The organism is Sphaerimonospora thailandensis, from assembly GCF_016863115.1.
Classification (GTDB): Bacteria; Actinomycetota; Actinomycetes; order Streptosporangiales; family Streptosporangiaceae; genus Sphaerimonospora; species Sphaerimonospora cavernae.
Genome location: NZ_BOOG01000029.1, coordinates 12,970 through 38,324, shown reverse-complemented (window position 1 = coordinate 38,324; position 25,355 = coordinate 12,970). Strand labels below are relative to the sequence as shown.

Genomic DNA, 25,355 nt, shown 5'->3' with positions numbered 1-25,355 from the left:
GCCTGATGCCATGAAGGAGCTGATCGTTTGATGGGCAATCCCACTCCCGCCCTGGACACCGGCCGCGAATGGACGCCGGTGATCGACCAGCACGCCTCCTGGCTTGCTGTGAACCCGATCCAGGGCTGCCCCAAGAAGTGCAGCTATTGCTTCCTGATCCAGCGCGGTCAGACCCGGGTCGCACCGACCCAGCTCCACACCCCTGCCGAGACACTCCGGCTCCTGCTGGAGTCCGACCTGTACAGCCCGGAGCGTGTGGTCGCCCTGGCCACCTGGACCGACATCATGGCCACGGCACCCTCACGCGCCTACCTGGCCGAACTCCTGCGAGAGTTCGTCGCCGCCTGCCTCCCGAACGCCGTCGTGCTCATCACGAAGTGCCGGGTCACCGCCGACATCATCGAGGCAATCACGGCGGCACGCTCAGCAGGCCTGCGCGTCATCGTCTACCTCAGCTACTCCGGCCTGGACGACGCCGTCGAGGTCGGCGTACGCCATGAGCACATCCGCGCCAACTTCCCGGCCTTGCACGCTGCGGGGATCCCAATCGTGCACTACTGGCGGCCCGCGTTCCCGGAGTCGGCCACCGAGGAGACCATGACGCGCGTGCTCAACACGGCCGCACGGTACGCCGCCTGCACGATGGCTGCGGGGCTGAAGGTCGAGCCCGAGGCTCTGAATCGGCTCGCCCGGCTGTGGCCAGCGCTCGCCACCACGCCTGGCGCGACCGAAGCCGAAGGCGTCTACCCGGAGGCGTTCTGGGAGTTCATCCACCACACCACCGACAGCCACCCCGACTACCCGGTGTTCCACACCAACGCGTGCGCGCTCGCCTACGTCCTGGGCGAGGCGGACCGGTTCGGGATCCACGGCAGTCCCGTCTGCGTGATGCGGAACCGCTGCCCGAAGGGCCAGCGGGCACGGTGCGCCGCGGCTGCGACCACAGCGCCCGCCCATGACACGGTGACTGCGGCTTTGGCTCGGCGCGGCCTGGCCGACGTCAGATTCGACCTGCTGCCGGCGTCCCACGAGCTGGTCATCCACGATGCCGTACCGAATCGGCTGGTGTCGGCGCTCACCCAGGACCTCGGTCTGCGGATCCGGGTGGCCGGTCAGGGACCGGACGCCTACTGGAGCAGTGGCACCTCCGGCGCCCGCCCCCTCATCATCACGGAGACCTCATGATCGGAGACGGTGAGCTGGCGGAGATGCTGGAACAGGCCCGGCAGCTTCGCGAGGGGTTCGCTTCTACGGCACCTCGGCCCTGGGACGCGGCCACCGCGGGCGCGGAACTCGCGGTGCAGCTCGGCCACCTCGCGCTGTGCGTCGCCCGCTGTCACGGCATCGACGTGGCCGACTACTGCGACCCCGCACGGCCGATCAGCGACATAGGGGACGAGCTCGCGGACGTCACCCTGGCGGCCCTCAGCATCAGCATTCTCGACGGCGCCCCACCCACTGCCTCTCAGGACGGCGGATCCCCGGGGTCGGAGATCGAGGCGCTCCTGCTGCTACTGATCTGCGCAGGCCGCGCGGCGGAAGCGGGCCTGGTGAGCGCCGGATACCGGCATCAGCCCACCGGCACGCCGCCGCCTGTTCCCGAGGCGTGCGCAGCCACCCTGCGCGCCGCCGACCACTTCGCCCGGCTGTTCGACCTGGACCTGCCCGAGGAGTTCCGCGCGATGTACGACGATGCCAGCAGGTTCCTGTGCTCCCACCAGGGAGCGCAGACATGACGCTGCTGCAGCGCTGCGAGAACGGCCAGGTCCTCAAGCTCATGTCCGCGTCCGGGTCCATCCCGATCCGGCAGTCCGCGGCCGCAGACCATGTCAGCCTCTACATCGACATCCTGCGCACCGCCGGCGTCCGGCTGCCCGAGGACATGAGGATCGCGAAAGCCCCGAGACGGCTCGCGGTACAACACCAGTGGACTTCCGGCATCGCAGTCACCGACCTGACCGACCCGGCCCTGCTCATGTCGGCGATGCAGCAGATCGCCGCCTGGGTGCGAGCGCTTGAGCCCACACCTGCCCGTCTGGACACCAACCTGGCGAACTTCATCCTCGTGACCGACGGCCTGGTGTGCATCGACGTCCTTCCTCCCCTGCTGACCGACCTTCGACCGCCCGAGCACGACGACTGGCAAGCCCTGTTCGGCGCGCTCTGCTACGACACCGACATCACCCTGTGTGCACTGGCCGGATACACGGCCCGCCTGCTCCTGGCCACCCACGGCACCGGCGCGGCCCCCTATGCCCCCGAGCTCACCGGGCTCTGCCCCGGGCATGACCGGCCCGGCAGGCTGCCCGTCCACTGGTTCCACAGCCGACAGGAGATCGCCGTAGCCGCGCTCAGGGGACAGATCCCCAAGCAGGATGCACTCACCGCGTTCACGGTCACCTCGGTGCTGCAGTTGCGGCACACCGCGCCCGAGTGCCGGCGGGCCCGCATCGACTACGCCCTCTCCGAGATGTGCCGCCTCACCACTGAAGGAATTCGGCCGTGACCACTGACCTCAACCTGACCTGCCACATGGGCGACGTCACGATCACCGTGACAGCGTCACCGGCCGACCTTGACCGGCTGGCCTGCCATTTCGCTGACTACCTGCCCGCTTCCATCGCCGGGCTGGACCTGCCCGGCATCCGGCTCAACGTGCACACCGACCGCGACCGGTTCCGTTCGGCCGCTGCGACCTTCGCCTTGCGTGCGACCGCCACGGTGGAGCCGGTCCCCGGGGTCATCCTCACCGAGGGTCGTACTGCCGCCGGTGCCCGCTGCTACACCGTGGCGGGCGACGCACTGGAGGGACGGCCCGGCGCGTGGGCGGCCTCAATCGACGGGGCGGTCATCGACCTGTACGTGGCCGACCCCCACTGCGCACCCAGGTACGCGCTCCGGCTGATCCGCGAGGCAATGCTCCGGACGTACGAGGACGCCGGCGGGATCGTCTTCCACGCCGCTGGACTCGACGTCTCTGGACGAGCGGTGATGATCTGCGCTCCTCAGGGTGCCGGCAAGACCTCCACGCTGGCGGCGCTCCTCCACATCCTGGGGCAGCACGCGGCGCTGCTGTCGAATGACCGGCTGATCCTCCACGGAGAGCGGCGGGTGCTCGCTGTGCCGCTCCCCGTGCCGGTCGCGCGCGGAACACTGGACGCCTACCCCGCACTGCGGCCCCTCTACAGCCGAACTCCGGCGGACCTACCGGAGGAGTTCGGCACCCGTCACAAGGTCGCCCTGCCCGCCCGGCCGTTCGCCGCCGCGTTCGGGTCCGCCCTGACCGCTGCCTCCAAGCTGGGTGCCATCATCGTCCCCGCCTTCACCGACACGGCCCAGCCGGTCAACATCGGTCGCCTGAACACTGAGGAGACCCGCGAACTCCTGAACGCGGTGTGCTTCACGCCGGTGGACGAGTTCTGGCGGCCCTGGCTGATCCGCCGTAGCCGTAGCGATGCCGACCTGGCAGCCGCCGCAGCGTCCGTCTGTGCCCGCCTTGCCAACACGCCGTGCTACCGCGTGGAGTACGGCGTCCGCGGACCTGTCGGTCACCTGCAGCGCGCCCTGACCAACCTGATCGGAGACCTCCTGTGAGCCTTCCTTCCCACCCGATCTGCCCGGCGGTGGTGACCGCTGCCGGGCGGGGCACCCGCTTCCGGCCTTTCACGGACTGGGTGCCCAAGGAGATGCTGCCGATCGGCAGCAGGCCCGCGCTCGGGCACGTCATCGACGAATGCCTGGCTGCCGGCGCCGACCTGGTTCACGTCGCCACCCGCCCCGGAGAGCAGATCATCCCCGCCTACGTGTCCGGGCTGCGTGAGCAGGGCTTCCCCGTGCGCGCGGTCCCAGAGGACCTGTCGTACGGGTACGGCAACGCCGCCCCGCTGCTCACGCTCGCCGAGGAACTGGCCGCCGCCGAAACGTTCATGGTCGCGTTCGGAGACGACGTCCTCCTCGGCGGCCGGCCCGGCGCCGATCTGGCCGCCATGCGCCGGCTCGCAGAGCAGGGAGCGGACAGTGTCATCGCCGCTCAGCTCATCGACCGCGCCGATGTCGGCTCGTTCGGGGTCGTCGACCTGGCCGATCCCGGCGGGGACCGCGTCAGCGGGATCCGGCAGCGACCCGACCCCGCCACGGTGGCCGAGCCGCTCGCGGTGGTGTCCCGGCTGGTGCTTCGCCCGGGCATCCTGCCCCGGCTCGTCGCGAGACCGGAGGCGCGCGGCGAGGTTGATCTCGGCCTTGCCGTGGGGGAGCAGTCCCATACCGGTGACGTACGTGTCCGGAGGCTCGCCGCCGACTGGGTTACCGTCGGAGAGCCCCGTCGCTACGCCGACGCGCTCGCCCTCCACTGGCGTGATCACGCCCCGGCGGAGCACCCTCTCACAGTCAGCACGTGATCATCTCAGCACGTCTGGAGGACGACATGCCCATCATCGACATCTACAACGACCGCAACCAGCACGTCGGCACCGAGGACAAGAAGGTCGCCCACCGGAGCGGGTCATGGCACCGCACGTTCTCGTGCCTGGCCGTCAATCCCACCAGCGGCAGAGTGGTGCTGCAGAAGAAGACGCCCGGCCGGTATGCCTTCGACCGCCCGGACTACGCCGACTTCACTGTCGGCGGCCACTACGAGGCCGGCGAGCGGATCGAGGACGGCGTCCGCGAGATCCGTGAGGAACTCGGCCTCGACGTCCGCTACACCGACCTGCAGCCGCTGGGAATCCGCCAGACCGCTGTAACCCTGGCATCGGACTGGATCGAGCGCGAGTTCCAGTATTGGCACCTCCTGCCCCTCGACGCCTCCTTGGAGGAGATTCCGCTCGACGACGCCGAGGTGTCGGGACTCGTGCAGATCGACCTGCAGAACGCGATCGAGCTCGCCGCCGGCGACCGGGACGCAGTCCCCGCCCGTTACCTGTTCCGATCGGGCGATGACGGCCGGGAGTTCCTCGACGGGAAGCTCTGCCGGGACGACCTGGTCCCCGGCTACTTCGACGTCGACATGCTGTACCTACGTCTGTTCGTCGCCGCGGACCGGTATCTGCGGGGCGAGCGCAAGCACCTGTTCTGGTGATCTCATGCCATCCGCCTCTGACCGTTCGATCGCGATCGTCCTCGGCACCCGCCCCGAGGAGATCAAGTTGTCGGTGTTGATCGCTCTGCTCGGCGACCAGGCCCGAGTGATCCACACGGGGCAGCACTACTCCCCGGATCTGACCGGTCACCACCGCCCGCACGTGCAACTGCACATTGGCGGCCAGCACCGCGGAGTCCAGATCGGTGCCGCCACCGCCCAACTCACCCAGGCATGGCACGCCGACCCGCCCGCCGTCGTCATCGTCCAAGGCGACACCAACGCGGCACTCGCCGGCGCGCTGGCCGCCAACGCCGTCTCGGTGCCGCTCATCCATGTCGAAGCCGGGCTGCGGAGCCATGACCGTGGAATGCCCGAGGAGCACAACCGGGTCGTCATCGACCACCTGGCCGACCTGTGCTGCGCGGCGACTGAGGGGAACGTCGCCAACCTGTGGGCTGAGGGTATCCCCGACAGCCGGATCATCCTGACCGGAAACACGATCGTAGAGGCCGTACACCTGGCCAAGCGGGACCATGCGACAGCGCAGCAGGTGACCGCCCCGCTGGGCGATCAGCCGTACGTGCTCTGCACCCTGCACCGGCCGGAGAACGTCGACCATCCCGACCGTCTCCGCCGTATCCTGGTCAGCCTCACCGAACTCGATCTGCCAGTCGTGCTGGCGATCCACCCACGGACCCGGCAGCGGGTCCACGACTACGGGCTCGACCGGCTTCTGGACGGAATGCATGTCGCGCGGCCGCTCACTTACCCGGCGTTCCTCGCGGTCGCAGAACGAGCCACGTTACTGATCTCGGACTCCGGCGGGATTCAGGAGGAGGCCAGCATCCTTGGGGCGCGTCTACTCGTGCTGCGGCGGTCCACGGAGCGGCCCGAGGCGCTGGGCAAGGACTGCGTATTGGTTCCTAATCCAGCGCTGCTTGGCGAGGCCACCAGGTCGATGAGCGGGCGGCCAAGGCGTCCGTCAGGCGTGTCCAGCCCGTTTGGCGATGGCAGAGCTTCCGCGCGAATCGCTGATCTCGCGGAGATGTTGGCCACGAACGGGCCGGGCCTGCTGCGGCAGACAGCGGTGCAATCGCGGTCGGCGGTGTCCTGACGGCTCGCCCTACATTGGTGGGCGGTCCCGCCCCCTGCTTCGTCCCAGGGCGGGATCGCCGTCTTAGGACCGCGCGCAGCAATCCTGCCTGGCAGGACGGCCGGTTCTGATCCTGGCATGTCAGTGTCATACGAACAGCTCACCAGCAGCCTCGCTGCCGTCAACGACGACCTGTCCGACAGCGCGCGCCTGCTCGATGCGTGCCTCAGGGCGCGCGAACTCGATCAAGCGGACAAGCCCGACCCTGGAGTCTCCAGCGCCGCCGCTCAGCCCAAAACGACAGCAGGGCTACCTTCGGTATCGGAGGTAGCCCTGCTGTCGTTTCGAATCTGCAGGTCATCCTAGGGCGCACCTACTGGTGCCCAGTGTTCTAGTAAGCCTGATGTCGTGGGCGATACTGGGATTGAACCAGTGACCTCTTCCGTGTCAGGGAAGCGCTCTCCCGCTGAGCTAATCGCCCGAGTACTGCGAGCGGAAGACGGGATTCGAACCCGCGACCCTCACCTTGGCAAGGTGATGCTCTACCAACTGAGCCACTTCCGCGCGATCCCCGGGATCTCCCCGGCGACGCATGGCTAACTCTAGCGGATGTCGCGGGGTGCCGGTGCCGCCGATGGCAGGGATGTGAGGAAAACCCATTCATGAGGAGACTCGGACTGATCCTGCCCGGATTCGGGCAGAAAACTTGATAGTCGACATCCACGCTGCGTTAGGGTCCTGCTCTGTGTCCACGGCACGGCATCCCTTCGAGGATCTGATCAGTCACCTCACCCGGACGACGCCGCTCGGCCCGGGAGAGGCCGCACGGGTGGTGGCCGACGTCCTGGCGTACTTCGGCGAGCCCGCCGAGGAGTACGTACGCCGACGCCACGGCGAGCTCAAGGCGAGGGGGCTGACCAACGACCAGATCTTCCCCAGAATCTCGGCCGAGCTCACTGGAAGGCGTGTCGCGGCACCGGAGCTGTCGCTGCGCCAGCTCCGCCGGATTGTTTACGGATAGGAGCGGATATGTGCGGAATCGTCGCTTACGTCGGCCCCAAGGATGCGGCGCCCATCCTGCTCGAAGGGCTCCAGCGCCTGGAGTACCGGGGCTACGACTCGGCCGGCCTCGCCGTCGTCAACGCCAGGAGCCTGAAGACGCGCAAGGTCAAGGGCCGGGTGGCCGACCTGGCGGCGGCCGTACCCGCCCGTTTCAAGGGCACGGTCGGCATCGGGCACACCCGGTGGGCGACGCACGGCGCCCCGAGTGACGTGAACGCCCACCCGCACCTCGACCACGAGGGACGGATCGCGGTGGTGCACAACGGCATCATCGAGAACGCCGACGAGTTGCGCCGCCGCATCGAGGCCGACGGCGTCGTCTTTCAGAGCGAGACCGACACCGAGACGCTCGCGCATCTGATCGCGCTCATGGCCAAGGAGGCCGAGTCGCTGGCGGAGGCCGTCCGGAAGGCTCTGGCCGGGGTGGTCGGCACGTACGGCATCGCCGTCGTCGACGCGCAGCGCCCCGGCGAGATCGTGGTCGCCCGCAACGGCAGCCCGATCGTGCTCGGCATCGGTGAGAAGGAGATGTTCGTCGCCTCCGACGTCGCCGCGCTGATCCGCTACACCCGCCAGGTCGTGCACCTGGAGGACGGCGAGCTCGCGGTCCTCACGGCCGACGGGTTCCACACCTTCACCAGCGACGCCAGGGAGACCGCCAAGGAGCCGTTCACGGTCGACTGGGACGCCGGTCACTACGACAACGGCGGATACGAGCACTACCTGCTCAAGGAGATCTCCGAGCAGCCCGACACCGTCGCGCGCACGCTGCGCGGCCGCATCGACGACCGGTTCCACATCGCGCACCTCGGCGGCCTCGACATGGACGCCCGCGAGACCCGTTCGTTCCGCCGGGTGAAGATCATCGGCTGTGGCTCGGCGTACTACTCCGGGCAGATCGGCGCGCAGCTGATCGAGGAGCTGGCGCGAATGCCGGCCGACGCCGAGCCGGCCTCGGAGTTCCGCTACCGCGGCCCGGTCGTCGAGCCCGACACCCTGTACGTCGCGATCAGCCAGTCGGGGGAGACCTACGACACCCTCGCCGCGGTCCAGGAGCTCAAGCGCAAGGGCGGCAGGGTGCTCGGCATCGTGAACACGGTGGGCAGCGCCATCGCACGGGAGACCGACGGCGGCATCTACCTGCACGCCGGGCCGGAGGTGTCGGTCGCCTCGACCAAGGCGTTCACCTCGACCGCGGTCGCGTTCGCGCTGCTGGCGCTCCACCTCGGCCGGGTACGGGACCTGTCCCCGGCGGACGGCAGGCGCATCTGTGAGGGGCTGCGGCGGCTGCCCGAACAGATCAAGGAGATTCTCACCCTCGAAGAGCAGATCAGGGAACTGGCGATCAAGTACGCCGACGCGCCGGGGATGATGTTCGTCGGCCGGGTGCGCGGTTACCCGGTGGCCCGGGAGGGCGCCCAGAAACTGAAGGAGATCTCCTACGTCCACGCCGAGGCGTACCCGGCGAGCGAGCTCAAGCACGGCCCGCTCGCGCTGATCAGCCCGGAGCTGCCGACCGTGGCGGTGGTCCCCGACGACGAACTGCTCGACAAGAACCTCACCACGCTCGGCGAGATCCGGGCCAGGCACGGGCGGATCCTGATGGTCGGCCACCGGACCTCCGAGGCCGCCGACGACTGCGTCGTGGTGCCGAAGAACGAGAACGAGCTCGACCCGATCCTGCTCACGATCCCGCTCCAGCTCTTCGCCTACCACGCCGCCGTGGCGCTCGGCCGGGACGTCGACAGGCCGCGCAACCTCGCCAAGAGCGTCACCGTGGAGTGAGCCCGCTCCCTCCCTCTCCTAGCATGTCCGATATAGTCACAATGCGTGATTAGTCCGGTTCTGAGCGTGCAAGGCTTCTTCGGGGGAGGATGCCGAGGTGCGACGCCGTACCGTCCTCGTACTGGGAGCGCTGGCCCTCACGGCGGGATGCGGGACGCAGGCCCCGCCTGTCCAGACCGAGATCTCCCTGGTGGTGCCGGGTGGGGCGGGCGGCCGGGGAGACGGCTTCGCCAGGGCGCTGCGGGCCGTCATCGAAAGCCGCCGCTGGGCCAGGCGGGTGACGGTGCGTGAGCAGGGGGACGGCGCGGCCGCGCTCGCCAGGTTCGTCGCGACCGCGCGCTCCGGTGACCTGATGGTCGCCGACCCGGCCCTGCTCGGCGCGGCGGCCATCCGGCACGCGATGCCGCTCGTCTCGCGCACCGCGCCGCTGGCCAGGCTGGCGGGGGAGTGGGAGGTGCTGGTCGCCGCCCGGGATTCGAGCTTCCGGACGTTCGAGGAGTTCGCCGCCGCCCTGCTGCGCGATCCCGCCGGGCCCAGGGCGGCCGGCGGGACGGCCGGCGGTCCCGAGCACGTGCTGTACGGCCTGACCGCGCTGGGGTTGGGCGCGGACCCCCGGCTGCTCAACTACGCGTCGTACCACGACCGGGACCAGGCGGTCGCGGCCATGCTGGACGGGCGGGCGGCCGTCGGAGTCGGCGCGCAGCGGGATATGGCGCCCCACATCCGCGCCGGTCGGCTGCGGCCGCTGGCGGTCTCGTCACCCGAGCGGATGGCGGGGCTGGACGCGCCCACGCTGATGGAGTCGGGGGTGCGGCTCGTCTACGCCAACTGGTCGGGACTGGTCGGTGCGCAGGCCCTGGGTGAGCGCAGGCACGATGCGCTGGCGCGCCTGTGCCGGGCCATCGCCGACTCGCCCGTCTGGTCCAGGCTGTGCGCCCGCAACGGATGGGTGCCGATGTACCTGGACGGCGACGATTTCCGCCGCTGGCTGGCGAACGAGGCCCGCCGCACCAGCCGGGTGCTCGAAGAGCTCGGCCTGCCCTGACCACGTACTCTCTTGGGCGGCGAAATAGGCATAAGCGTGACTCGCAGTGGTAATGACCCTGTGAGGTGTGAGATGACGCAGAATCCATTCGCCAGGTTCGCCAGATGGCTCGGCCTCGACAGGAATCCGCTTCGCCGCCGGTGCGACCGGGTCGAGGCGGTGGTCCGGCTTGCCGCGGTGCTGGGCGTCATGGTCGCCGTCGCCTTCGGCGTGACGTTCGGTGCCAGAACGTACGGCGACGGCCTGAAAACGGAGGCCCAGCAGCGGCACACCCGTCACCAGGTGACCGCTCACCTGATCGAGGAGCCGGAGTCGCCCCGGCTGTCACCGGCCGGAGCGGCGATCGGCCACGTGAAGGCCCAGTGGCGGGCGCCCGACGGGCGGCAGTGGGAGGGGACGATCGACGCCTCGACGAGCAAACACCACGGTGACACGGTCCGGATCTGGACCGACGACCGCGGTTCGCCGGTCCCGCGCCCGCAGGAGCGGGAGACCACCGTCGTGTCCGCGCTGACCGTCGGCTTCGGCGTTCCGCTGGCCGCGGCCACGGGCCTGGCGCTGGTCGTCGCCGCGACCCGGGGCATCAACCAGCGGCGTGCCAGGCGGGCGTGGGAGGCGCAGTGGACGGTCGTCGAGCCGACCTGGCGCATCAACGGCCGCTGACCGACCCCTGATCAGTACCTGATCAGTCGGCGATCAGAGGTCGATGACCTCGCTCTTGCCGATCACCACGATCCCCTCTTTGGTGACCGCGAAGCGTTCGCGGTCGTGCTCGGGGTCGAATCCGATCCTGGCGCCGTCCGGTACGATCACGTTCTTGTCGATGATCGCCCGCCGGACCCGCGCGTTCCGGCCGACCCGGACGTTGCCCATCAGCACCGAGTCCTCGACGAGCGAGTGCGAGTGGAGCACGACGCCCGGGGACAGGATGGAGCGCAGCGCCGTACCCCCGGAGACGATGACGCCCGGCGACACCAGCGACTCCAGCGCCCGTCCGACCCGATCGCCGTCGTTGTGCACGAACTTGGCCGGCGGCAGCGGATCGTGGCCGGTGTAGATCGGCCACCTGCCGTTGTACAGGTTGAACACCGGATGCACCGCGATGAGGTCCATGTTGGCCTCGTAGTAGGCGTCGAGCGTCCCCACGTCCCGCCAGTAGCCGCGATCCCGCTCGGTCGAGCCCGGCACCACGTTGTTCGCGAAGTCGTACACCTCGGCGCCGCCGCTCTTGACGAACATGGGGATGATGTTCCCGCCGAGGTCGTGCCTGCTGCCGGGGTCCAGGGCGTCCTCGCGCAGCGCCGCGATCAGCGACTGGGTCCGGAACACGTAGTTGCCCATCGAGGCGTAGATCTCGTCCGGCGCGTCGGGCAGGCCCACCGCGTCGGTCGGCTTCTCCCGGAACGCGGCGATCCTGCGGCCGGACGGGTCGGTCTCGATGACGCCGAACTGGTCGGCCAGCTTCAGCGGCTGCCGGATGGCCGCGACCGTGACGTCGGCCCCCGACTCGATGTGCTGGGCGACCATCTGCCGCGGGTCCATCCGGTAGATGTGGTCGGCGCCGAAGACGATGACGTGCTCGGGTTCCTCGTCGTAGATCAGGTTGAGGTTCTGGAAGATCGCGTCGGCCGAACCGGCGAACCAGCGCGGGCCGAGCCGCTGCTGTGCGGGGACCGGCGTCACGTAGTTGCCCAGCATCGACGACAGCCGCCACGTCCGGGAGATGTGCCGGTCCAGGCTGTGGTTCTTGTACTGAGTCAGCACGACTATCCGGAAATATTCCGCGTTGGCCAGATTCGACAGCACGAAGTCGACGAGCCGGTAGATCCCCCCGAAGGGGACGGCGGGCTTGGCCCGGTCCGCGGTCAACGGCATCAGCCGCTTGCCTTCACCACCGGCGAGCACGATCGCCAGGACCTTCATAGGCAGGACCTTAACCCGCCGAACCCCGAACAAACACCTACGACTTAAGCTCCTCGATATGCGGGTCGATCTGCTCAGTCGTGAATATCCCCCCGAGGTCTATGGCGGGGCCGGGGTCCATGTGGAATACCTCGCCCGTGAGCTGCGGGAACTGGCCGACGTGCGGGTGCGCTGCTTCGGGGCGGCCCGGACGGAGCCGGGAGTGCGCGCCTACCGCGTCCCCGAAGGGCTGACCGAGGCCAACGCCGCGCTCCAGGTGCTCGGCGTCGACCTGGAGATGGCCGCCGGCTGTGACGGCGCCGACGTGGTGCACAGTCACACCTGGTACGCGAACTTCGCCGGGCATGTCGCCAAGATGCTGTACGGCATGCCGCACGTGGTGACGACCCACAGCCTGGAGCCGCTGCGCCCGTGGAAGGCCGAGCAGCTCGGCGGCGGGTACACGCTGTCGTCGTGGGCCGAGCGGACCGCGCTGCGGGAGGCCGACGCGATCATCGCGGTGTCGGCGGGCATGCGCCACGATGTGCTCACCGCATACCCCGAAATATCACCCGATCGGGTGCACGTGATCCACAACGGGATCGACACCGACGAGTACGCCCCGTCCGGCGGCACCGAGGCGCTGCTCAAGCACGGCATCGACCCCGGCCGGCCGTACGTCGTCTTCGTGGGGCGCGTCACCCGGCAGAAGGGGCTGGTGCACCTGCTGCACGCGGCCAGATCGTTCGACCCCGGAGCGCAGCTCGTGCTCTGCGCGGGCGCGCCGGACACCCCCGAGATCGCCGCCGAGGTCACCGGCCTGGTCCGCGAGCTTTCGGCGGCCCGCACCGGGGTCATATGGATCTCCGAGATGCTGCCCAGGTCCGAGGTGATCCAGATCCTCACGCACGCGACGGTCTTCGTGTGCCCGTCGGTCTACGAGCCGATGGGCATCGTGAACCTCGAGGCGATGGCCTGCGAGACGGCGGTCGTGGCGACCGCGACCGGCGGCATCCCCGAGGTCGTCGACGACGGTGTGACCGGCCTGCTCGTGCCCATAGACCAGGGAGCGGACGGCGAGCCGTACGACCCGCAGGTGTTCGCCGCGGCCATCGCCGAGCGCGTCGGGACACTGCTGGGAGACCCGGCCCTCGCGGCCGAGATGGGCCGGGCCGGCCGCCGCCGGGCGGTCGACCTGTTCTCCTGGCGGCGGATCGCCCAGCGCACGCACGAGCTGTATACGGAGATCCGCACATGACGACGATCGCGATCGACCGGGTCCGGATGGTCTTCACCGACAGGCACGGCGGTGTGAGCACCGGGCCGTACGGCTCGCGCAACCTCGGCGGAGCGGTCGGCGACGATCCGGCGGCGGTGGCCGAGAACCGCGCGAAGACGGCCGCCGAGCTCGGCCTCGACCAGGTCGTTTTCATGCGCCAGGTCCACGGGGCCGACGTGGCCTATGCGGTGGAGCCCTTCGCCGGTGAGCCGCCCGCGCTCGACGGTGTGTTCACCGACCGGCCCGGGCTCGGGCTCGCGGTTCTGGTCGCCGACTGCGCTCCGGTGCTGCTGGCCGACCCGGTGACCGGTCTGGTCGGCGGCGCGCACTCGGGCCGGCCGGGCACCGAGGCCGGGGTGGTCCCCGCACTGGTGGCGGCGATGGCCGCCCGGGGCGCCGAGCCGTCGCGCATGGTGGCCGCGGTCGGGCCGGCGGCCTGCGGGCGTTGCTACGAGGTCCCCGCCGAGCTCCGCGACCGGGTCGCCGCCCGGGTCCCTGAGACGTGGGCCGTCACCCGGCGGGGCACCCCCGCCCTCGACCTCCGCGCCGGGATCGCGGCCCAACTCGGGCGCGCGGGCGTCGCCGACGTCAGGCACGACGGCCGATGCACGATCGAGACGCCCGACCTCTACTCCTACCGGCGTGAGCGGGACACCGGCCGATTCGCCGGTTACATCTGGATCCACCCGTAGATCGCGAACCTTTCCGGTGTTGCGTGCATCTGATCAATCAGTAACGCACGCGTCGGAAGGAGATCACGATGAAGAGGATCCTGGGTGCCGCGGCCGTCGCCGTCGCCTTCGGCATGACCCTCACGGCGGCACCGCCGGCCATGGCGGCAGGGCACATCCCGAAGGGCTTCCTGCTGTACGAGAAGGAGGCGGCCAAGCACCACAACGACGACGAGGCGAGGTGGGAGGTCAGCCGGAAGACGGGTGCCTCGTTCGCCGTCAACCCCTGCGAGAAGGCCACCCTGGGCCGGTCCGGCCGGATGGCGGCCGGCACCGCGACCTACACGGCGGTCCCCGACTACATGCGGGCGGAGCAGGTGATCCTGTACAACTCGGCCAGGTCCGCCAAGAAGGCTCTGCGTGACCTGCGCGCCGCGGTGGCCGAGTGCCGGAAGATCGGCACCGGGCAGGAGACCTACCGGTTCACCTCCGCCGGAGCCGCCATAGGCGACGAAGCCGTCAAGATCACCGGCCAGGCCTACTACGGGAAGAAGTTCGCGGTCGGCGGACAGCGTGCCCTGGTGACCCGCCGGGCCAACGCCGTCGTCGTCTACAACGTCGCCGGAGAGTGGGGCAAGCCCGCCAAGAGCGACTTCTCCCGGCAGCTGAAGGACACCAAGAAGATGCTCGTCAAGATCTGCACGATCGCCGACTGCGACTGACCGGCGGCGGACACCGCCGCGGCGGGGGGACTCAGCGCGTGGTGAGGCGGCAGGCGTCCGCCCACCGCGCCGGGTCGACGACCCTCTCAGCGGGCGGCCGGACCAGTGCGCGGCAGTCGGCGATCGCGCCGGCGAGCAGGTCGCGCAGCAGCGCGTCCGGGTCTGGCACGCAGGCCTGGGCGATCCCGCGCACCGCGAGCTGCGCCGTGTTGGGCGCGGCATACCGGCGGAACCCCTTCACGGAGACCCGGATGCCGCGGCCGAACGTCGACGCCCACCGCGCCGCGTCGGGCACCCGCGCCAGCGCCTCCCGGCTGCGTTCCGCCATGCCGGGTCTCCCCTCCAGCTCGGCGAGGACGTGCTCGGCCGACAGGATCGACACCGCCATCGCGAGCTGCCGCTCGTGCGCGACCACCGGCAGCGCCGTGGTGGCGCACCGCAGCGCGATCCGCACATCCAGCCGGGGGTCGTCGCCGGTCAGCCCGATCACGGACGGGATCAGCGGGGCCAGGTGGGGCCGCGCCGCGTCGGAGGTGTGATCGTTGACGAGACGCGCCACTCCGGCGAGCAGCGGGTGGGTGCAGGCCGGGTGGTCGCTCCACCGTTCGCCCGCGAGATAGGACACGAACTCCATGAAGCACGCGCCCTTGCTGGGACTGCGATGCTTGCCGCGGGACAGCATCGGCATGACAGGAGGCACCGGAGGTATGTCACTGTGCACGAGTCACCCCACCAGAATCGCCCATCGGGTCTGATTCCAGTGTGCGCCCCTCACAGGGCGGTTCATAGAGGTGGAGACGGGATTTGAACCCGTGTACGCGGCTTTGCAGGCCGCTGCCTCGCCTCTCGGCCACTCCACCGAGCGAGGCCCTGACGTAAAAGACCTCTCGGAGCGGAAGACGGGATTCGAACCCGCGACCCTCACCTTGGCAAGGTGATGCTCTACCAACTGAGCCACTTCCGCGTCCGCCTCGCGGCGACGTGATAACTGTATCGGGTTTTCAACGCGGATGCGTACTCGAAACCGTGAGGCGGCGCCGTCACCCCCGCGGGGCCGCGACAATATAGGCGTGAAAATCGGCACGCTCGACGTCTGGCCTCCTGTGGTGCTCGCCCCCATGGCGGGCATCACCAACATCGGCTTCCGCACGCTGTGCCGGGAGCAGGGCGGTGGGCTGTTCGTCTCCGAGATGATCACCTCCCGGGCCCTGGTGGAACGGGTGCCGCTGACGTTCCACATGATCCGCTTCGGGGAACACGAGACACCGCGCAGCATCCAGCTCTACGGCGTGGACCCGGTGATCATCGGGAGGGCGGCCAGGATGATCCACGAGGAGGACCTGGCCGACCACATCGATCTGAACTTCGGCTGCCCGGTGCCCAAGGTCACCAGGCGGGGCGGCGGGTCGGCCCTGCCGTACAAGCGGAACCTGCTGCGCGCGATCCTCAGGGAGGCGGTCGCCAACGCCGGGCCGCTGCCGGTGACGATGAAGATGCGCAAGGGCATCGACGAGGACCACCTGACCTACCTCGACGCGGGCCGGATCGCCGCCGAGGAGGGCGTCGCCGCCGTCGCCCTGCACGCCCGTACGGCCAGGCAGCACTACGGCGGAACCGCCGACTGGGACGCGATCGCCCGGCTCAAGGAGGCGGTGCCGGAGATCCCGGTGCTGGGCAACGGCGACATCTGGAGCGCCGACGACGCGCTGCGCATGGTCGAGCGGACCGGCTGCGACGGCGTCGTCGTCGGGCGCGGCTGCCTGGGCCGGCCGTGGCTCTTCCGCGACCTGGCACTGGCCTTCGACGGCTCGGCCGAGCGGACGCGGCCCGACCTCGGGGAGGTCGGGGACATGATGCTCCGGCACGCCGAGCTGCTGTGCGAGGTGATCGGGAGCGAGCGGTACGGCCTGGCCGACTTCCGCAAGCACATCGGGTGGTACCTGAAGGGCTTCGAGATCGGGTCGGACGCCCGCCGCGCGTTCACCGCCGTCACCACCCTGGCCGAGTTGCGCGACCGGCTCGCCGAGCTGGACCGCCGTCAGCCATGGCCGGAGGGGGTCGCCGACGGCCCGCGCGGCAAGAGCGGGGAACGGGCCAAGGTCGCGCTGCCGCACGGGTGGCTGGACGATCCCGAGGACATGACGGTGCCCGGCGCCGAGGCGGAGGACGCGACCTCCGGTGGTTAGAGCCGGTCAGAGCCGGTCGAAGCCGGTGAGGTGGAGCACGGCGTGGCCCTCCTCGTCGGAGGCGGCCAGATCGACCTCGGCGCTGATGGCCCAGTCGTGGTGGCCCGCCGGGTCGTCGAGGACCTGGCGCACCCGCCACAGCTCCTTCTCCTCCTCGATCATGAGGAGGGCCGGGCCGCGGGCGGCGGGCCCGGTCCCGATCTCGTCGTGCTCGTCGTAGTAGGCGTCGAGCGCGGCCCCCCAGTCGAAGTCCGGGTAGAGCTCGACCAGCTCCTCCTCGCGGTCCAGGGCGGCGAGCTCGACCAGGCGGAACATCGCGTTGCGCACCAGCACCCGGAAGGCGCGGGCGTTGGCGGTGACCGGCCTGGTCCTGGCCTCCAGCTCGTCGGCGGCCTCCAGCGCCGCCTCCGGGTTGGCCAGCTTCTCCCACTCGTCGATCAGGCTGGAGTCGACCTGGTGGATCATCTCGCCGAGCCACTCGATCAGGTCGAGCAGGTCACCGGTCTTGAGGTGCTCGGGGACCGTCTTCGACAGCGTCCGGTACGCGTCGGCGAGGTAGCGCAGCACCGTCCCCTCCGAGCGGGCCAGTTCGTAGAACTGGATGTACTCGGTGAACGTCATGGCCCGCTCGTACATGTCGCGCACGATCGTCTTGGGACTGACCGTGTGGTCGCCGACCCAGGGGTGACCCTGCCGGTAGGTCTCGTACGCCCCGAAGAGCAGATCGGACAGCGGCATCGGATAGGTGATCTCGGCGAGGCGCTCCATGCGCTCCTCGTACTCGATCCCGTCGGCCTTCATCTGCGCGACGGCCTCGGCCCGCGCCTTGTTGAGCTGGGCGTGCAGGATCTGGCGCGGGTCGTCCAGCGTCGACTCCACGATCGAGACCAGGTCCAGCGCGTACGTCGGGGACTCGGCGTCGAGCAGTTCGAACGCGGCGAGCGCGAACGTCGACAGCGCCTGGTTGAGCGCGAAGTCCTCCTGCAGGTCGACGGTGAGCCGGGCCCGGCGGCCGTGCTCGTCGGGCTCGGCGAGCGTCTCCACGATGCCGCCGGCCAGCAGCGAGCGATAGATGGCGATCGCGTGGCTGATGTGCCGCCGCTGGGCCTTGCGTTCCTCGTGGTTGTCGGTGAGCAGTCGCTTCATCGCCTGGAAGCAGTCGCCCGGCCGGTTGATCACGGCCAGCAGCATGGCGTTGCTCACCTTGAACCGGGACGTCAGCGGCTCCGGCTCGGCCGTCTGCAGCTTCTCGAACGTCTCCTCGCTCCACCCGACGAAGCCCTCCGGCGGCTTCTTGCGCGCGTAGCCGCGCCGCCGCTTCGGATCGTCGCCGATCTTGGCCAGGGCCCGCTCGTTCTCGACGACGTGATCGGGGGCCTGGCACACGACGTAGCCGACGGTGTCGAATCCGGCCCGGCCGGCCCGCCCGGCGATCTGGTGGAACTCCCGCGCCCGCAGCCGTCGCACCCGGTTGCCGTCGAACTTCGACAGCGCGGTGAACAGGACCGTCCTGATGGGGACGTTGACCCCGACGCCCAGGGTGTCGGTGCCGCAGATCACCTTCAGCAGCCCCGCCTGGGCCAGCCGCTCCACCAGCCGGCGGTACTTGGGCAGCATCCCCGCGTGGTGGACGCCGATGCCGTGCCGTACGAGCCGGGACAGCGCCCGGCCGAAGCGGGTGGTGAACCGGAAGTTGCCGATCAGCTCGGCTATCGCCTGTTTCTCCGCCTTCGAGCACATGTTGATGCTCATCAGCGCCTGGGCCCGCTCCATCGCGGCGGCCTGGGTGAAGTGGACGACGTACACCGGGGCCTGCTGGGTGGCGAGCAGCTCCTCCAGCGTCTCGTGCAGCGGCGTCAGCCGGTAGGAGTACAGCAGCGGGACCGGGCGCTCGGCGTGCTTGACCACGGCGGTGGGGCGGCCGGTGCGGCGGGTGAGATCCTTCTCGAAGCGCTCCACGTCGCCGAGCGTGGCCGACATCAGCACGAACCGGGCCTGCGGCAGCTCCAGCAGCGGCACCTGCCAGGCCCAGCCGCGGTCCGGCTCCGCGTAGAAGTGGAACTCGTCCATGATCACAGTGCCGACGTCGGCCTCGGCGCCGTCCCGCAGCGCGATCTGCGCGAGGATCTCAGCGGTGCAGCAGATGATCGGGGCGTCGGCGTTCACCGAGGCGTCGCCGGTCATCATGCCGACGTTCTCGGTGCCGAACAGTGCGCACAGGTCGAAGAACTTCTCCGAGACCAGCGCCTTGATGGGCGCGGTGTAGAAGCTCACCTCGTCCTTGGCCAGCGCGGCGAAATGAGCTCCGGCGGCGACCAGGCTCTTGCCCGACCCTGTCGGCGTGGCGAGGATCAGGTTGTTCCCGGAGACGACCTCGATCAGCGCCTCCTCCTGGGCCGGATAGAGCGTGAGCCCGCGTTCGGCGTTCCAGGCCACGAACGTGTCGAACAGCGAGTCGGGTTCGGGGTCAGGTGGGAGGCGCCGGATCAGGCTCATGCTTTCGCTCACACCTCCTATCCTGCCGAAGCCGTCCCACTGGTTCGACCGTGATCGGCGGCGTCGGCGAGTTCCAGGGCGACTTCGAGGGCCGCCTCCATGCGCTGCCGCGGCGTCAGGTCGTCGTCGGGTAGCGCGAACCAGACGGCGTGCAGCGTGAACAGCGCCATCGCGCGCCTGAGCCGGGTGGTCACGGGATCCTCAGGCCGGGTGAGCACATCGAGGAGCTCGGCCATCCGCTCACGCATCCGCTCGGGTTTGCGCATGCTGTGCAGCGCCGCCTGGTTGCGCTGCATGAGCTGCATCACCTCATGGTGGCGTCCGCCCGTCATCTTCCCGGCGTAGCGCCGGATCACCTCCCGCCGGGTCTCCGGGGTCGCGGGCTGCCGGCGCGCCCAGTCGATCAGCTCTTCGAGTGCCTGGGCGTGATCCTCGATGAGACTGGCGATGATGTCTTCTTTGGACTTGAAGTGATAGTAAAGTGCCGCTTTGGTCACGCCGAGGGCCTCGGCGATCTCCCGTAGCGAGGTGGCCTCGTATCCCTGCTCGGTGAAGAGCCGGATGGCGACATCCTGGATACGAGACCGCGTATCTGACTGTGCACCCATGCCTGCTTTGGTTCCTTAGTTCAACTTGACGGCCGGCAAGTAAGGACAATACCGTAACGACGGTAACTAGCCGGTCGGCAAGTAAGCAAAGTTTCTTAAAAAGGGGGCACCCGCCATGACGGAGACCTCGGCCGCACCCGCCGGCCGGTCCCGGGAAGTGATGATCGTCTTACCCGGCCTGCTGCTGGCGATGATGCTGGCGATGCTGGACAACATGATCGTCGGCACCGCCATGCCGAGGATCGTGGGCGAACTGCAGGGGCTGGACTACTTCACCTGGGTCACCACCGCGTACGTGCTGGGCACCACGGTCTCGACCCCGATCTGGGGCAAGCTCGGCGACCTCTACGGACGCAAGAACATCTTCCTGAGCTCGATCGTCATCTTCCTCGTCGGCTCCGCACTGTGCGGCATGGCCGGCTCGGTGCTGCTCGGCGGCACCGACGGCGGCATGATCGAGCTGATCGCGTTCCGGGCGGTGCAGGGCCTCGGCGCCGGTGGGCTCATCGTCGGGGTGATGGCGATCGTCGGCGACCTGGTGCCGCCACGCGAGCGCGGGCAGTACCAGGGCATCATGGCCGCGATCATGTCGCTCGCGATGATCGCGGGTCCGCTCGTCGGCGGCTTCATCACCGACAACCTGGACTGGCGCTGGGCCTTCTACGTGAACCTCCCGCTCGGCGGCGTGGCGCTGATCTGGCTGATCCTCAAGCTTCACCTGCCCAAGCACCGCACCGAGCACCGCATCGACTGGTCCGGTGCGGCCGTGCTCACCGTGGGCATCACCGCGATCGTGCTGATCACGTCGTGGGGCGGCCAGAAGCACGGCTACCCCTGGGGCTCCTGGCAGATCCTCGGGCTCGCGGGGCTGGCGGTCGTGGCGCTGGCCCTGTTCATCCCGGTCGAGCGGCGGGCGGCCGAGCCGATCATGCCGCTGCACGTGTTCCGCGACCGGAACTTCACGCTGATCAACGTGCTGGGCTTCCTGCTCGGCTTCGCGATGTTCGGCGCGATCACGTTCCTGCCGATGTTCCAGCAGATCGTGCAGGGCGCCACGGCCACCAACTCCGGGATGCTCCTGCTCCCGATGATGGCCTCGTCCATGGTCGTGTCGCTGTTCGTCGGCAAGGCGATCACGCGGACCGGCAGGTACAAGAGCTTCCCGGTGATCGGCGGGGCGATCATGGCGGTCGGCATGGTCCTGCTGGCATTCCAGGACGCGCACACCCCGCTGTGGCAGACCGGCGTGTTCATCGGCGTTCTCGGCCTCGGCATGGGCTTCCTGATGCAGACGACCATGCTGATCGCGCAGAACAGCGTCGAGCAGAAGGACATGGGTGTGGCCAGCAGCGCCGCCACGTTCTTCCGCTCCATCGGCGGGGCGTTCGGCATCTCGCTGTTCGGCGCGGTCTTCAGCAGCCGTCTGGCCGATGAGATCACCGCCAAGCTCGGGCCGCAGGCGGCCGCCGTGGCCGGCGCCGGAGGCGGCGGCCATATCGAGAAGAGCTTTCTCGAGCAGCTCCCGCCGCAGGTCAAGGCGAGGTTCCTGGAGGCGCTCGCCAACGCGATCGGCTCGGTCTTCCTGTGGTCGGTCCTGTTCGCCGCACTCGTCCCGGTGATCGCCGCCTTCATCAAGCACGTGCCGCTGCGCAGCGGCCGGGACGGCCAGAACGGCCAGCCGGGCGGCGAGTCCGCCGAGACCGCGGAAACCGCCGCGATGGCCGCCGCCGAGTGACCGCCGCCGGTCACGTCACGTACGGCTCATGCCCGGCGCGGGCGTGAGCCGTACGCGTACCCCATGGCCGGAGATCAGGCGGGCCGCTCGACCCGGTCGCCCGACCAGTCCGTGTGGAAGGCGCCCTCGCGGTCGACCCGCCGGTAGGTGTGGGCGCCGAAGTAGTCACGCAGGCCCTGCAGGAGCGCCGCGGGCAGCCGGTCCCGCCGCAGCGCGTCGTAGTACGCGAGCGCCGAGGAGAACCCGGGCGTCGGAACGCCGATCGTCGCCGCCGTCGCGACCACGCGCCGCCAGGAGTCCTGGGCGTCGGCGAGGGCGGCCGCGAAGGTGGGGTCGACCAGCAGCGTCGGCAGCGTCGGCCGGGCCTCGTACGCCTCCCGGATCCGGTCCAGGAACCGCGCCCTGATGATGCAGCCGCCCCGCCAGATGGTCGCCATGGCACCCGGGTCGATACTCCAGCCGTACTCCTCGCTCGCCGCGGCGATCTGGTCGAACCCCTGGGCGTACGCCACGATCTTGGAGGCGTACAGCGCCCGCCGCACGTCTTCGACCAGGTCGGCGCCGTCCGCGGCGCCCTTTTCCTGCGGGCCGGCGAGCGAGCGGGCGGCCGTCCGCTGGTCGGGGTGGCCGGACAGGGCACGGGCGAACACGGCTTCGGCGATGCCCGTCACCGGCACGCCGAGGTCGAGCGCGCTCTGCACGGTCCAGCGGCCGGTGCCCTTCTGCTCGGCCTGGTCCACCACGACGTCGACGAAGGGCCGGCCCGTCGCCGCGTCGGTGTGGCCGAGCACCTCGGCGGTGATCTCGATGAGGTACGACTCCAGGTCGCCCCGGTTCCACTCGCGGAAGACGTCGGCCAGCTCCTGCGGGCTGAGCCCGAGTGCCTGCCTGAGCAGGTCGTAGGACTCCACGATGAGCTGCATATCGGAGTATTCGATGCCGTTGTGCACCATCTTCACGAAATGCCCGGCCCCGTCGGGGCCGACGTGCACGCAGCACGGCGTCCCGTCGACCTTCGCGGCGACGTCCTCCAGCAGCGGGCCGAGCGTCTCGTACGCCTCCGGTGCGCCGCCCGGCATGATGCTCGGGCCGTTGAGCGCCCCCTCCTCGCCGCCGGAGATCCCGGCGCCGACGAAGTGGAGGCCCCGCTCCCGCAGGGCGGCTTCCCTGCGCCGGGTGTCGGCGTAGTGGGCGTTGCCCCCGTCAATGATCATGTCGCCCGGCTCCATGTGGGCGGCGAGCTCCTCGATCACGGCGTCGGTGGGCGCCCCGGCCTTGACCATGATGATCGCCTTGCGGGGGCGCCGCAGGGAGGCGACGAACTCCTCGACCGAGCCGGCCGCCAGGAAGGCGCCCTCGTCACGGTGCTGGTCCATGAAGGCGGTGGTGCGGTTCTGGGTACGGTTGTGCACCGCGACCACATGGCCGTGATGGGCGAAGTTCCTCGCCAGGTTGCGCCCCATCGTCGCCAGCCCGGTCACTCCGATATCTGCCTTGTCCATGCCTCTAGTCATATACCTCCGGGGACCGAAGCACTGAGGCGTGTTCAGATGCCGGAACATGGATGACTCGATCTCTTGACAGCGCGCCCAGAATTTTTCGGTATGAGCACCGAAACCGTCATCCCCGGCCTGCCCTGCCGGCACCTCGACGACGTCCTGCCCTTCTACACCGCGCTCGGGTTCGAGGTGACCTATCGCCAGGAGCGCCCCAATCCGTACGCCGCCGTCCGCCGGGGCGGGATCGAGTTGCACTTCTTCGGCGTGCCCCAGTTCGATCCCGCCGACTCCATGGGCAGCGTGGTCGTGCTCGTCCCCGACACGCAGGCGCTGTACGACGCGTTCGCCGCGGGCCTGCGCGCCGCCTTCGGCAAGATCCCGGTGTCCGGGATCCCGCGGATGACCCGGCCGCGGCGCAGGCAGGGCACCGCGGGCGGATTCACGGTCGTCGATCCCGGCGGGAACTGGCTGCGGATCAGCAGGAGCGCGGACACCGGTGACGGGCCGGATCCGTCGGAGGGCAGGCTGGCGCGTGTGGTGGCCGCCGCCGCACGCCAGGCCGACGCTCACGGCGACGAGGCGGCGGGGATCCGCGTGCTGGAGAACGGCCTCGCCCGGCACGCCGACGCCCCGCCCGCCCAGCGCCTGCCCGCGCTGGTCTACCTCGCCGAGTTGCGGCTGCGCACCGGTGACCGTGACGCCGCGGCGGCGCTGCTCGCCGAGGTCGGCGCCATGGAACTGACGGCCGACGATCGTCTTGCACTCGCCGCCGACCTGGCGACCGCGGCCGAGGTCGCCGCCGACCTCAGTTCCCGTTCGGGGCCGAACCGTTCACGGTGAGCACGGGCTCGGGCACCTCGATGGCCGGGAACGTTCCGGTGTCGATGATGCCGTGCTCCCGGTAGGCCGCCTCCAGCAGTGCATGCGCCTGGGGCTCCAGCTTCCACAGAGCGCGGTACTTCTTCGCCGTCGCGAGGGGGATGCCGACCTCCTGGGCGATGTCCGCGGCCCGGGGGACGTACCTGCGCTCGATCTGCCGGTCCCAGTACTGCCGTGCGGCGCGGATCCGCGCCGCACGCTCGGCCGTGTCCACGACGGGCGGAGCGGGGTCGGCGGGTCGGTGCTCGTCGTCCTCGTCGTCGACCAGATAGGTGACCCGGGATCCCGGCAGGGCCGCCGGGGGAGCGGCGACCGCCCCGCCTCCGCCGGCCTGCGGCTGCTCGGGAGCCCACGGCACCGGTGGGCTGAGGTCGATCAGGGCGGAGGTGTTGTAGAGCGCACCGATCTGGGAGAGCAGCGCCTCCTGCCGCTTCTCGTCCACCGCGAGGCCGGTGTGCTCGACGGCGCGGTCCATCGCCTTGTCGAGCTCGGCGAGCGCCTTGCGGATCTTGCGGTCCGACGCGCCCGCCTCGCGCAGCGCACGGGCCCGCTTGGCCGCCAGGGCCACCCGGGTGAGCCTGCGGTGGGCGTCCACCTCGCTCGTGGTCCGGTCGCCGGCCTCGGCCAGCCCGATGCGGACCAGCATCCGCTCGGGGGTGATCCGCCAGTTGATGCGGGAGCGGCCGGTGATGCGGTGCCGTTCGATCGCCATGCCCCGCTCCCACAGCCAGGCGGCCACGAGCGGCGCGGCGAGACGGAAGACGGCCTCGGCGACACTGCGGGCGTCCATGCTCGACAGCACGGCGGACAGGCAGGTGAGCGCCCACACGGCGATGCCGTCGATGCCGGCCGAGAAGTTCTCGCGCATGTTGCGGCGGGCCCGTACGGCACTGGTGATCACGGCGACTTCGATGAACGCGAAGAGGAGCAGCCGCAGTGGGCCGTCGAAGCCGAGCACGTCGCCGGAGAAGCGCCACATGCCCTGGGCGGAGACGCCGGTGGCGATGCTGGCGGCGATGATCGTCAGGATGTCCTCGGCGGGGCGGCCGGCGGCCCAGCCGCGCAGGTTCCGGCTCGCCACGCGGAAGACCGCGCGCAGCGCGAAGAAGGCCAGGGTCAGCAGGATGAGGGCGAAGACGGAGATGATGACCGTTTCGATCGGGTGATCGGAAACGAAGGTTGTTATCTGGTCAATGGGGGGCATCAGTCACGGTCTCTCGACGTCCGATGAGATTTTCATCGGGATCATCCCAGAAGGGCACGGCCGCATGTGGGGGAAACCCGGGCTCACTTCGATGACGATGAGGAATCCG

General features: G+C 69.8%; 23 protein-coding genes and 4 tRNA genes. 17 read left to right on the top strand and 10 right to left on the bottom strand.

Annotated elements, in window-relative coordinates; all coding sequences use genetic code 11:
- Window positions 1–30 precede the first annotated feature (30 nt).
- The 7 genes from Mth01_RS16375 to wecB are packed head-to-tail and all read left to right on the top strand — an operon-like array spanning window position 31 to window position 6,194.
- Window positions 31–1,185, top strand: coding sequence for a radical SAM protein (locus Mth01_RS16375; RefSeq protein WP_204016728.1), 1,155 nt, complete (start codon window positions 31–33; stop codon window positions 1,183–1,185).
- Window positions 1,182–1,736, top strand: a complete 555-nt coding sequence (locus Mth01_RS16370) for a hypothetical protein (RefSeq protein WP_204016727.1) — start codon at window positions 1,182–1,184, stop codon at window positions 1,734–1,736. The genes Mth01_RS16375 and Mth01_RS16370 overlap by 4 nt, the downstream gene beginning before the upstream one ends.
- A complete protein-coding gene (locus tag Mth01_RS16365; RefSeq protein WP_204016726.1) occupies window positions 1,733–2,506 on the top strand; it encodes a hypothetical protein in 774 nt (257 codons plus the stop codon). The genes Mth01_RS16370 and Mth01_RS16365 overlap by 4 nt, the downstream gene beginning before the upstream one ends.
- Entirely contained in the window at window positions 2,503–3,594 is a 1,092-nt protein-coding gene (locus Mth01_RS16360) for a hypothetical protein (protein WP_204016725.1), read from the top strand. The genes Mth01_RS16365 and Mth01_RS16360 overlap by 4 nt, the downstream gene beginning before the upstream one ends.
- Window positions 3,591–4,397 (top strand): nucleotidyltransferase family protein, encoded by an 807-nt coding sequence (locus Mth01_RS16355; protein WP_204016724.1) that lies wholly within the window; start codon window positions 3,591–3,593, stop codon window positions 4,395–4,397. Before Mth01_RS16360 ends, Mth01_RS16355 begins: the two co-directional genes overlap by 4 nt.
- Window positions 4,394–5,077, top strand: coding sequence for an NUDIX hydrolase (locus Mth01_RS16350; protein ID WP_204016723.1), 684 nt, complete (start codon window positions 4,394–4,396; stop codon window positions 5,075–5,077). The genes Mth01_RS16355 and Mth01_RS16350 overlap by 4 nt, the downstream gene beginning before the upstream one ends.
- Window positions 5,078–5,081: 4 nt before the next feature.
- A complete protein-coding gene (wecB, locus tag Mth01_RS16345) occupies window positions 5,082–6,194 on the top strand; it encodes a non-hydrolyzing UDP-N-acetylglucosamine 2-epimerase (RefSeq protein WP_204016722.1) in 1,113 nt (370 codons plus the stop codon).
- 388 nt (window positions 6,195–6,582) lie between these two features.
- Here wecB and Mth01_RS16340 read toward each other — a convergent pair.
- Window positions 6,583–6,654, bottom strand: a tRNA-Val gene (locus Mth01_RS16340).
- Between the two features lie 10 nt (window positions 6,655–6,664).
- Window positions 6,665–6,737 (bottom strand) — tRNA-Gly (locus Mth01_RS16335).
- A 181-nt stretch (window positions 6,738–6,918) separates the two neighbouring features.
- Between Mth01_RS16335 and Mth01_RS16330 the strand changes: the two genes are divergently transcribed.
- The 4 genes from Mth01_RS16330 to Mth01_RS16315 all read left to right on the top strand — a co-directional run bounded on the left by Mth01_RS16330 (window position 6,919) and on the right by Mth01_RS16315 (window position 10,728).
- Window positions 6,919–7,194, top strand: coding sequence for a hypothetical protein (locus Mth01_RS16330; protein ID WP_204016721.1), 276 nt, complete (start codon window positions 6,919–6,921; stop codon window positions 7,192–7,194).
- Window positions 7,195–7,202: 8 nt separating this feature from the next.
- Window positions 7,203–9,020 (top strand): glutamine--fructose-6-phosphate transaminase (isomerizing), encoded by a 1,818-nt coding sequence (glmS, locus tag Mth01_RS16325; protein WP_204016720.1) that lies wholly within the window; start codon window positions 7,203–7,205, stop codon window positions 9,018–9,020.
- Window positions 9,021–9,117: 97 nt separating this feature from the next.
- Complete coding sequence (locus Mth01_RS16320) at window positions 9,118–10,065, top strand: Bug family tripartite tricarboxylate transporter substrate binding protein (protein WP_204016719.1); 948 nt, start codon at window positions 9,118–9,120, stop codon at window positions 10,063–10,065.
- A gap of 72 nt (window positions 10,066–10,137) precedes the next feature.
- On the top strand, window positions 10,138–10,728 hold the full coding sequence (locus tag Mth01_RS16315) for an Rv1733c family protein (protein WP_204016718.1): 591 nt from the start codon (window positions 10,138–10,140) through the stop codon (window positions 10,726–10,728).
- Between the two features lie 33 nt (window positions 10,729–10,761).
- Here Mth01_RS16315 and glgC read toward each other — a convergent pair whose 3' ends face one another.
- Entirely contained in the window at window positions 10,762–12,021 is a 1,260-nt protein-coding gene (gene glgC / locus Mth01_RS16310; RefSeq protein WP_275408961.1) for a glucose-1-phosphate adenylyltransferase, read from the bottom strand.
- Window positions 12,022–12,046: 25 nt separating this feature from the next.
- Here glgC and glgA point away from each other — a divergent pair, with 25 nt between their 5' ends.
- The 3 genes from glgA (at window position 12,047) to Mth01_RS16295 (ending at window position 14,639) form a co-directional block, all read left to right on the top strand.
- Window positions 12,047–13,225, top strand: a complete 1,179-nt coding sequence (gene glgA / locus Mth01_RS16305; RefSeq protein ID WP_204016716.1) for a glycogen synthase — start codon at window positions 12,047–12,049, stop codon at window positions 13,223–13,225.
- Entirely contained in the window at window positions 13,222–13,938 is a 717-nt protein-coding gene (gene pgeF / locus Mth01_RS16300) for a peptidoglycan editing factor PgeF (RefSeq protein WP_239089725.1), read from the top strand. The genes glgA and pgeF overlap by 4 nt, the downstream gene beginning before the upstream one ends.
- A 68-nt stretch (window positions 13,939–14,006) precedes the next feature.
- The gene (locus tag Mth01_RS16295; RefSeq protein ID WP_204016715.1) at window positions 14,007–14,639 is read left to right on the top strand and encodes a hypothetical protein; all 633 of its coding nucleotides are present in this window, start codon (window positions 14,007–14,009) and stop codon (window positions 14,637–14,639) included.
- Between the two features lie 31 nt (window positions 14,640–14,670).
- Here Mth01_RS16295 and Mth01_RS16290 read toward each other — a convergent pair whose 3' ends face one another.
- The 3 genes from Mth01_RS16290 to Mth01_RS16280 form a co-directional block, all read right to left on the bottom strand.
- The gene (locus Mth01_RS16290) at window positions 14,671–15,339 is read right to left on the bottom strand and encodes a hypothetical protein (RefSeq protein ID WP_204016714.1); all 669 of its coding nucleotides are present in this window, start codon (window positions 15,337–15,339) and stop codon (window positions 14,671–14,673) included.
- 89 nt (window positions 15,340–15,428) lie between these two features.
- Window positions 15,429–15,499: transfer RNA gene (locus Mth01_RS16285), tRNA-Cys, on the bottom strand.
- Window positions 15,500–15,530: 31 nt separating this feature from the next.
- A tRNA-Gly gene (locus tag Mth01_RS16280) sits at window positions 15,531–15,603 on the bottom strand.
- 106 nt (window positions 15,604–15,709) lie between these two features.
- On the opposite strand from Mth01_RS16280, the gene dusB reads away from it, so the two are divergent.
- Window positions 15,710–16,825: a tRNA dihydrouridine synthase DusB gene (gene dusB / locus Mth01_RS16275; protein ID WP_239089724.1), complete on the top strand. Its 1,116-nt coding sequence runs from the start codon at window positions 15,710–15,712 to the stop codon at window positions 16,823–16,825.
- Between the two features lie 6 nt (window positions 16,826–16,831).
- Here dusB and Mth01_RS16270 read toward each other — a convergent pair whose 3' ends face one another.
- Entirely contained in the window at window positions 16,832–19,321 is a 2,490-nt protein-coding gene (locus Mth01_RS16270) for a DEAD/DEAH box helicase (RefSeq protein ID WP_204016768.1), read from the bottom strand.
- 17 nt (window positions 19,322–19,338) lie between these two features.
- Window positions 19,339–19,929, bottom strand: a complete 591-nt coding sequence (locus Mth01_RS16265) for a TetR/AcrR family transcriptional regulator (protein ID WP_204016712.1) — start codon at window positions 19,927–19,929, stop codon at window positions 19,339–19,341.
- A 115-nt stretch (window positions 19,930–20,044) separates the two neighbouring features.
- Here Mth01_RS16265 and Mth01_RS16260 point away from each other — a divergent pair, with 115 nt between their 5' ends.
- Window positions 20,045–21,664: an MDR family MFS transporter gene (locus Mth01_RS16260; protein ID WP_204016711.1), complete on the top strand. Its 1,620-nt coding sequence runs from the start codon at window positions 20,045–20,047 to the stop codon at window positions 21,662–21,664.
- Window positions 21,665–21,738: 74 nt separating this feature from the next.
- On the opposite strand, the gene gndA is transcribed toward Mth01_RS16260, so the two are convergent.
- Window positions 21,739–23,166, bottom strand: coding sequence for an NADP-dependent phosphogluconate dehydrogenase (gndA, locus tag Mth01_RS16255; protein ID WP_204016710.1), 1,428 nt, complete (start codon window positions 23,164–23,166; stop codon window positions 21,739–21,741).
- 102 nt (window positions 23,167–23,268) lie between these two features.
- Between gndA and Mth01_RS16250 the strand changes: the two genes are divergently transcribed.
- Window positions 23,269–24,003, top strand: coding sequence for a bleomycin resistance protein (locus Mth01_RS16250; RefSeq protein WP_204016709.1), 735 nt, complete (start codon window positions 23,269–23,271; stop codon window positions 24,001–24,003).
- Here the strand turns inward: Mth01_RS16250 and Mth01_RS16245 are convergent.
- Window positions 23,969–25,246, bottom strand: a complete 1,278-nt coding sequence (locus Mth01_RS16245) for a hypothetical protein (RefSeq protein ID WP_204016708.1) — start codon at window positions 25,244–25,246, stop codon at window positions 23,969–23,971. The two genes, Mth01_RS16250 and Mth01_RS16245, sit on opposite strands and share 35 nt — an antisense overlap.
- Window positions 25,247–25,355 lie beyond the last annotated feature (109 nt).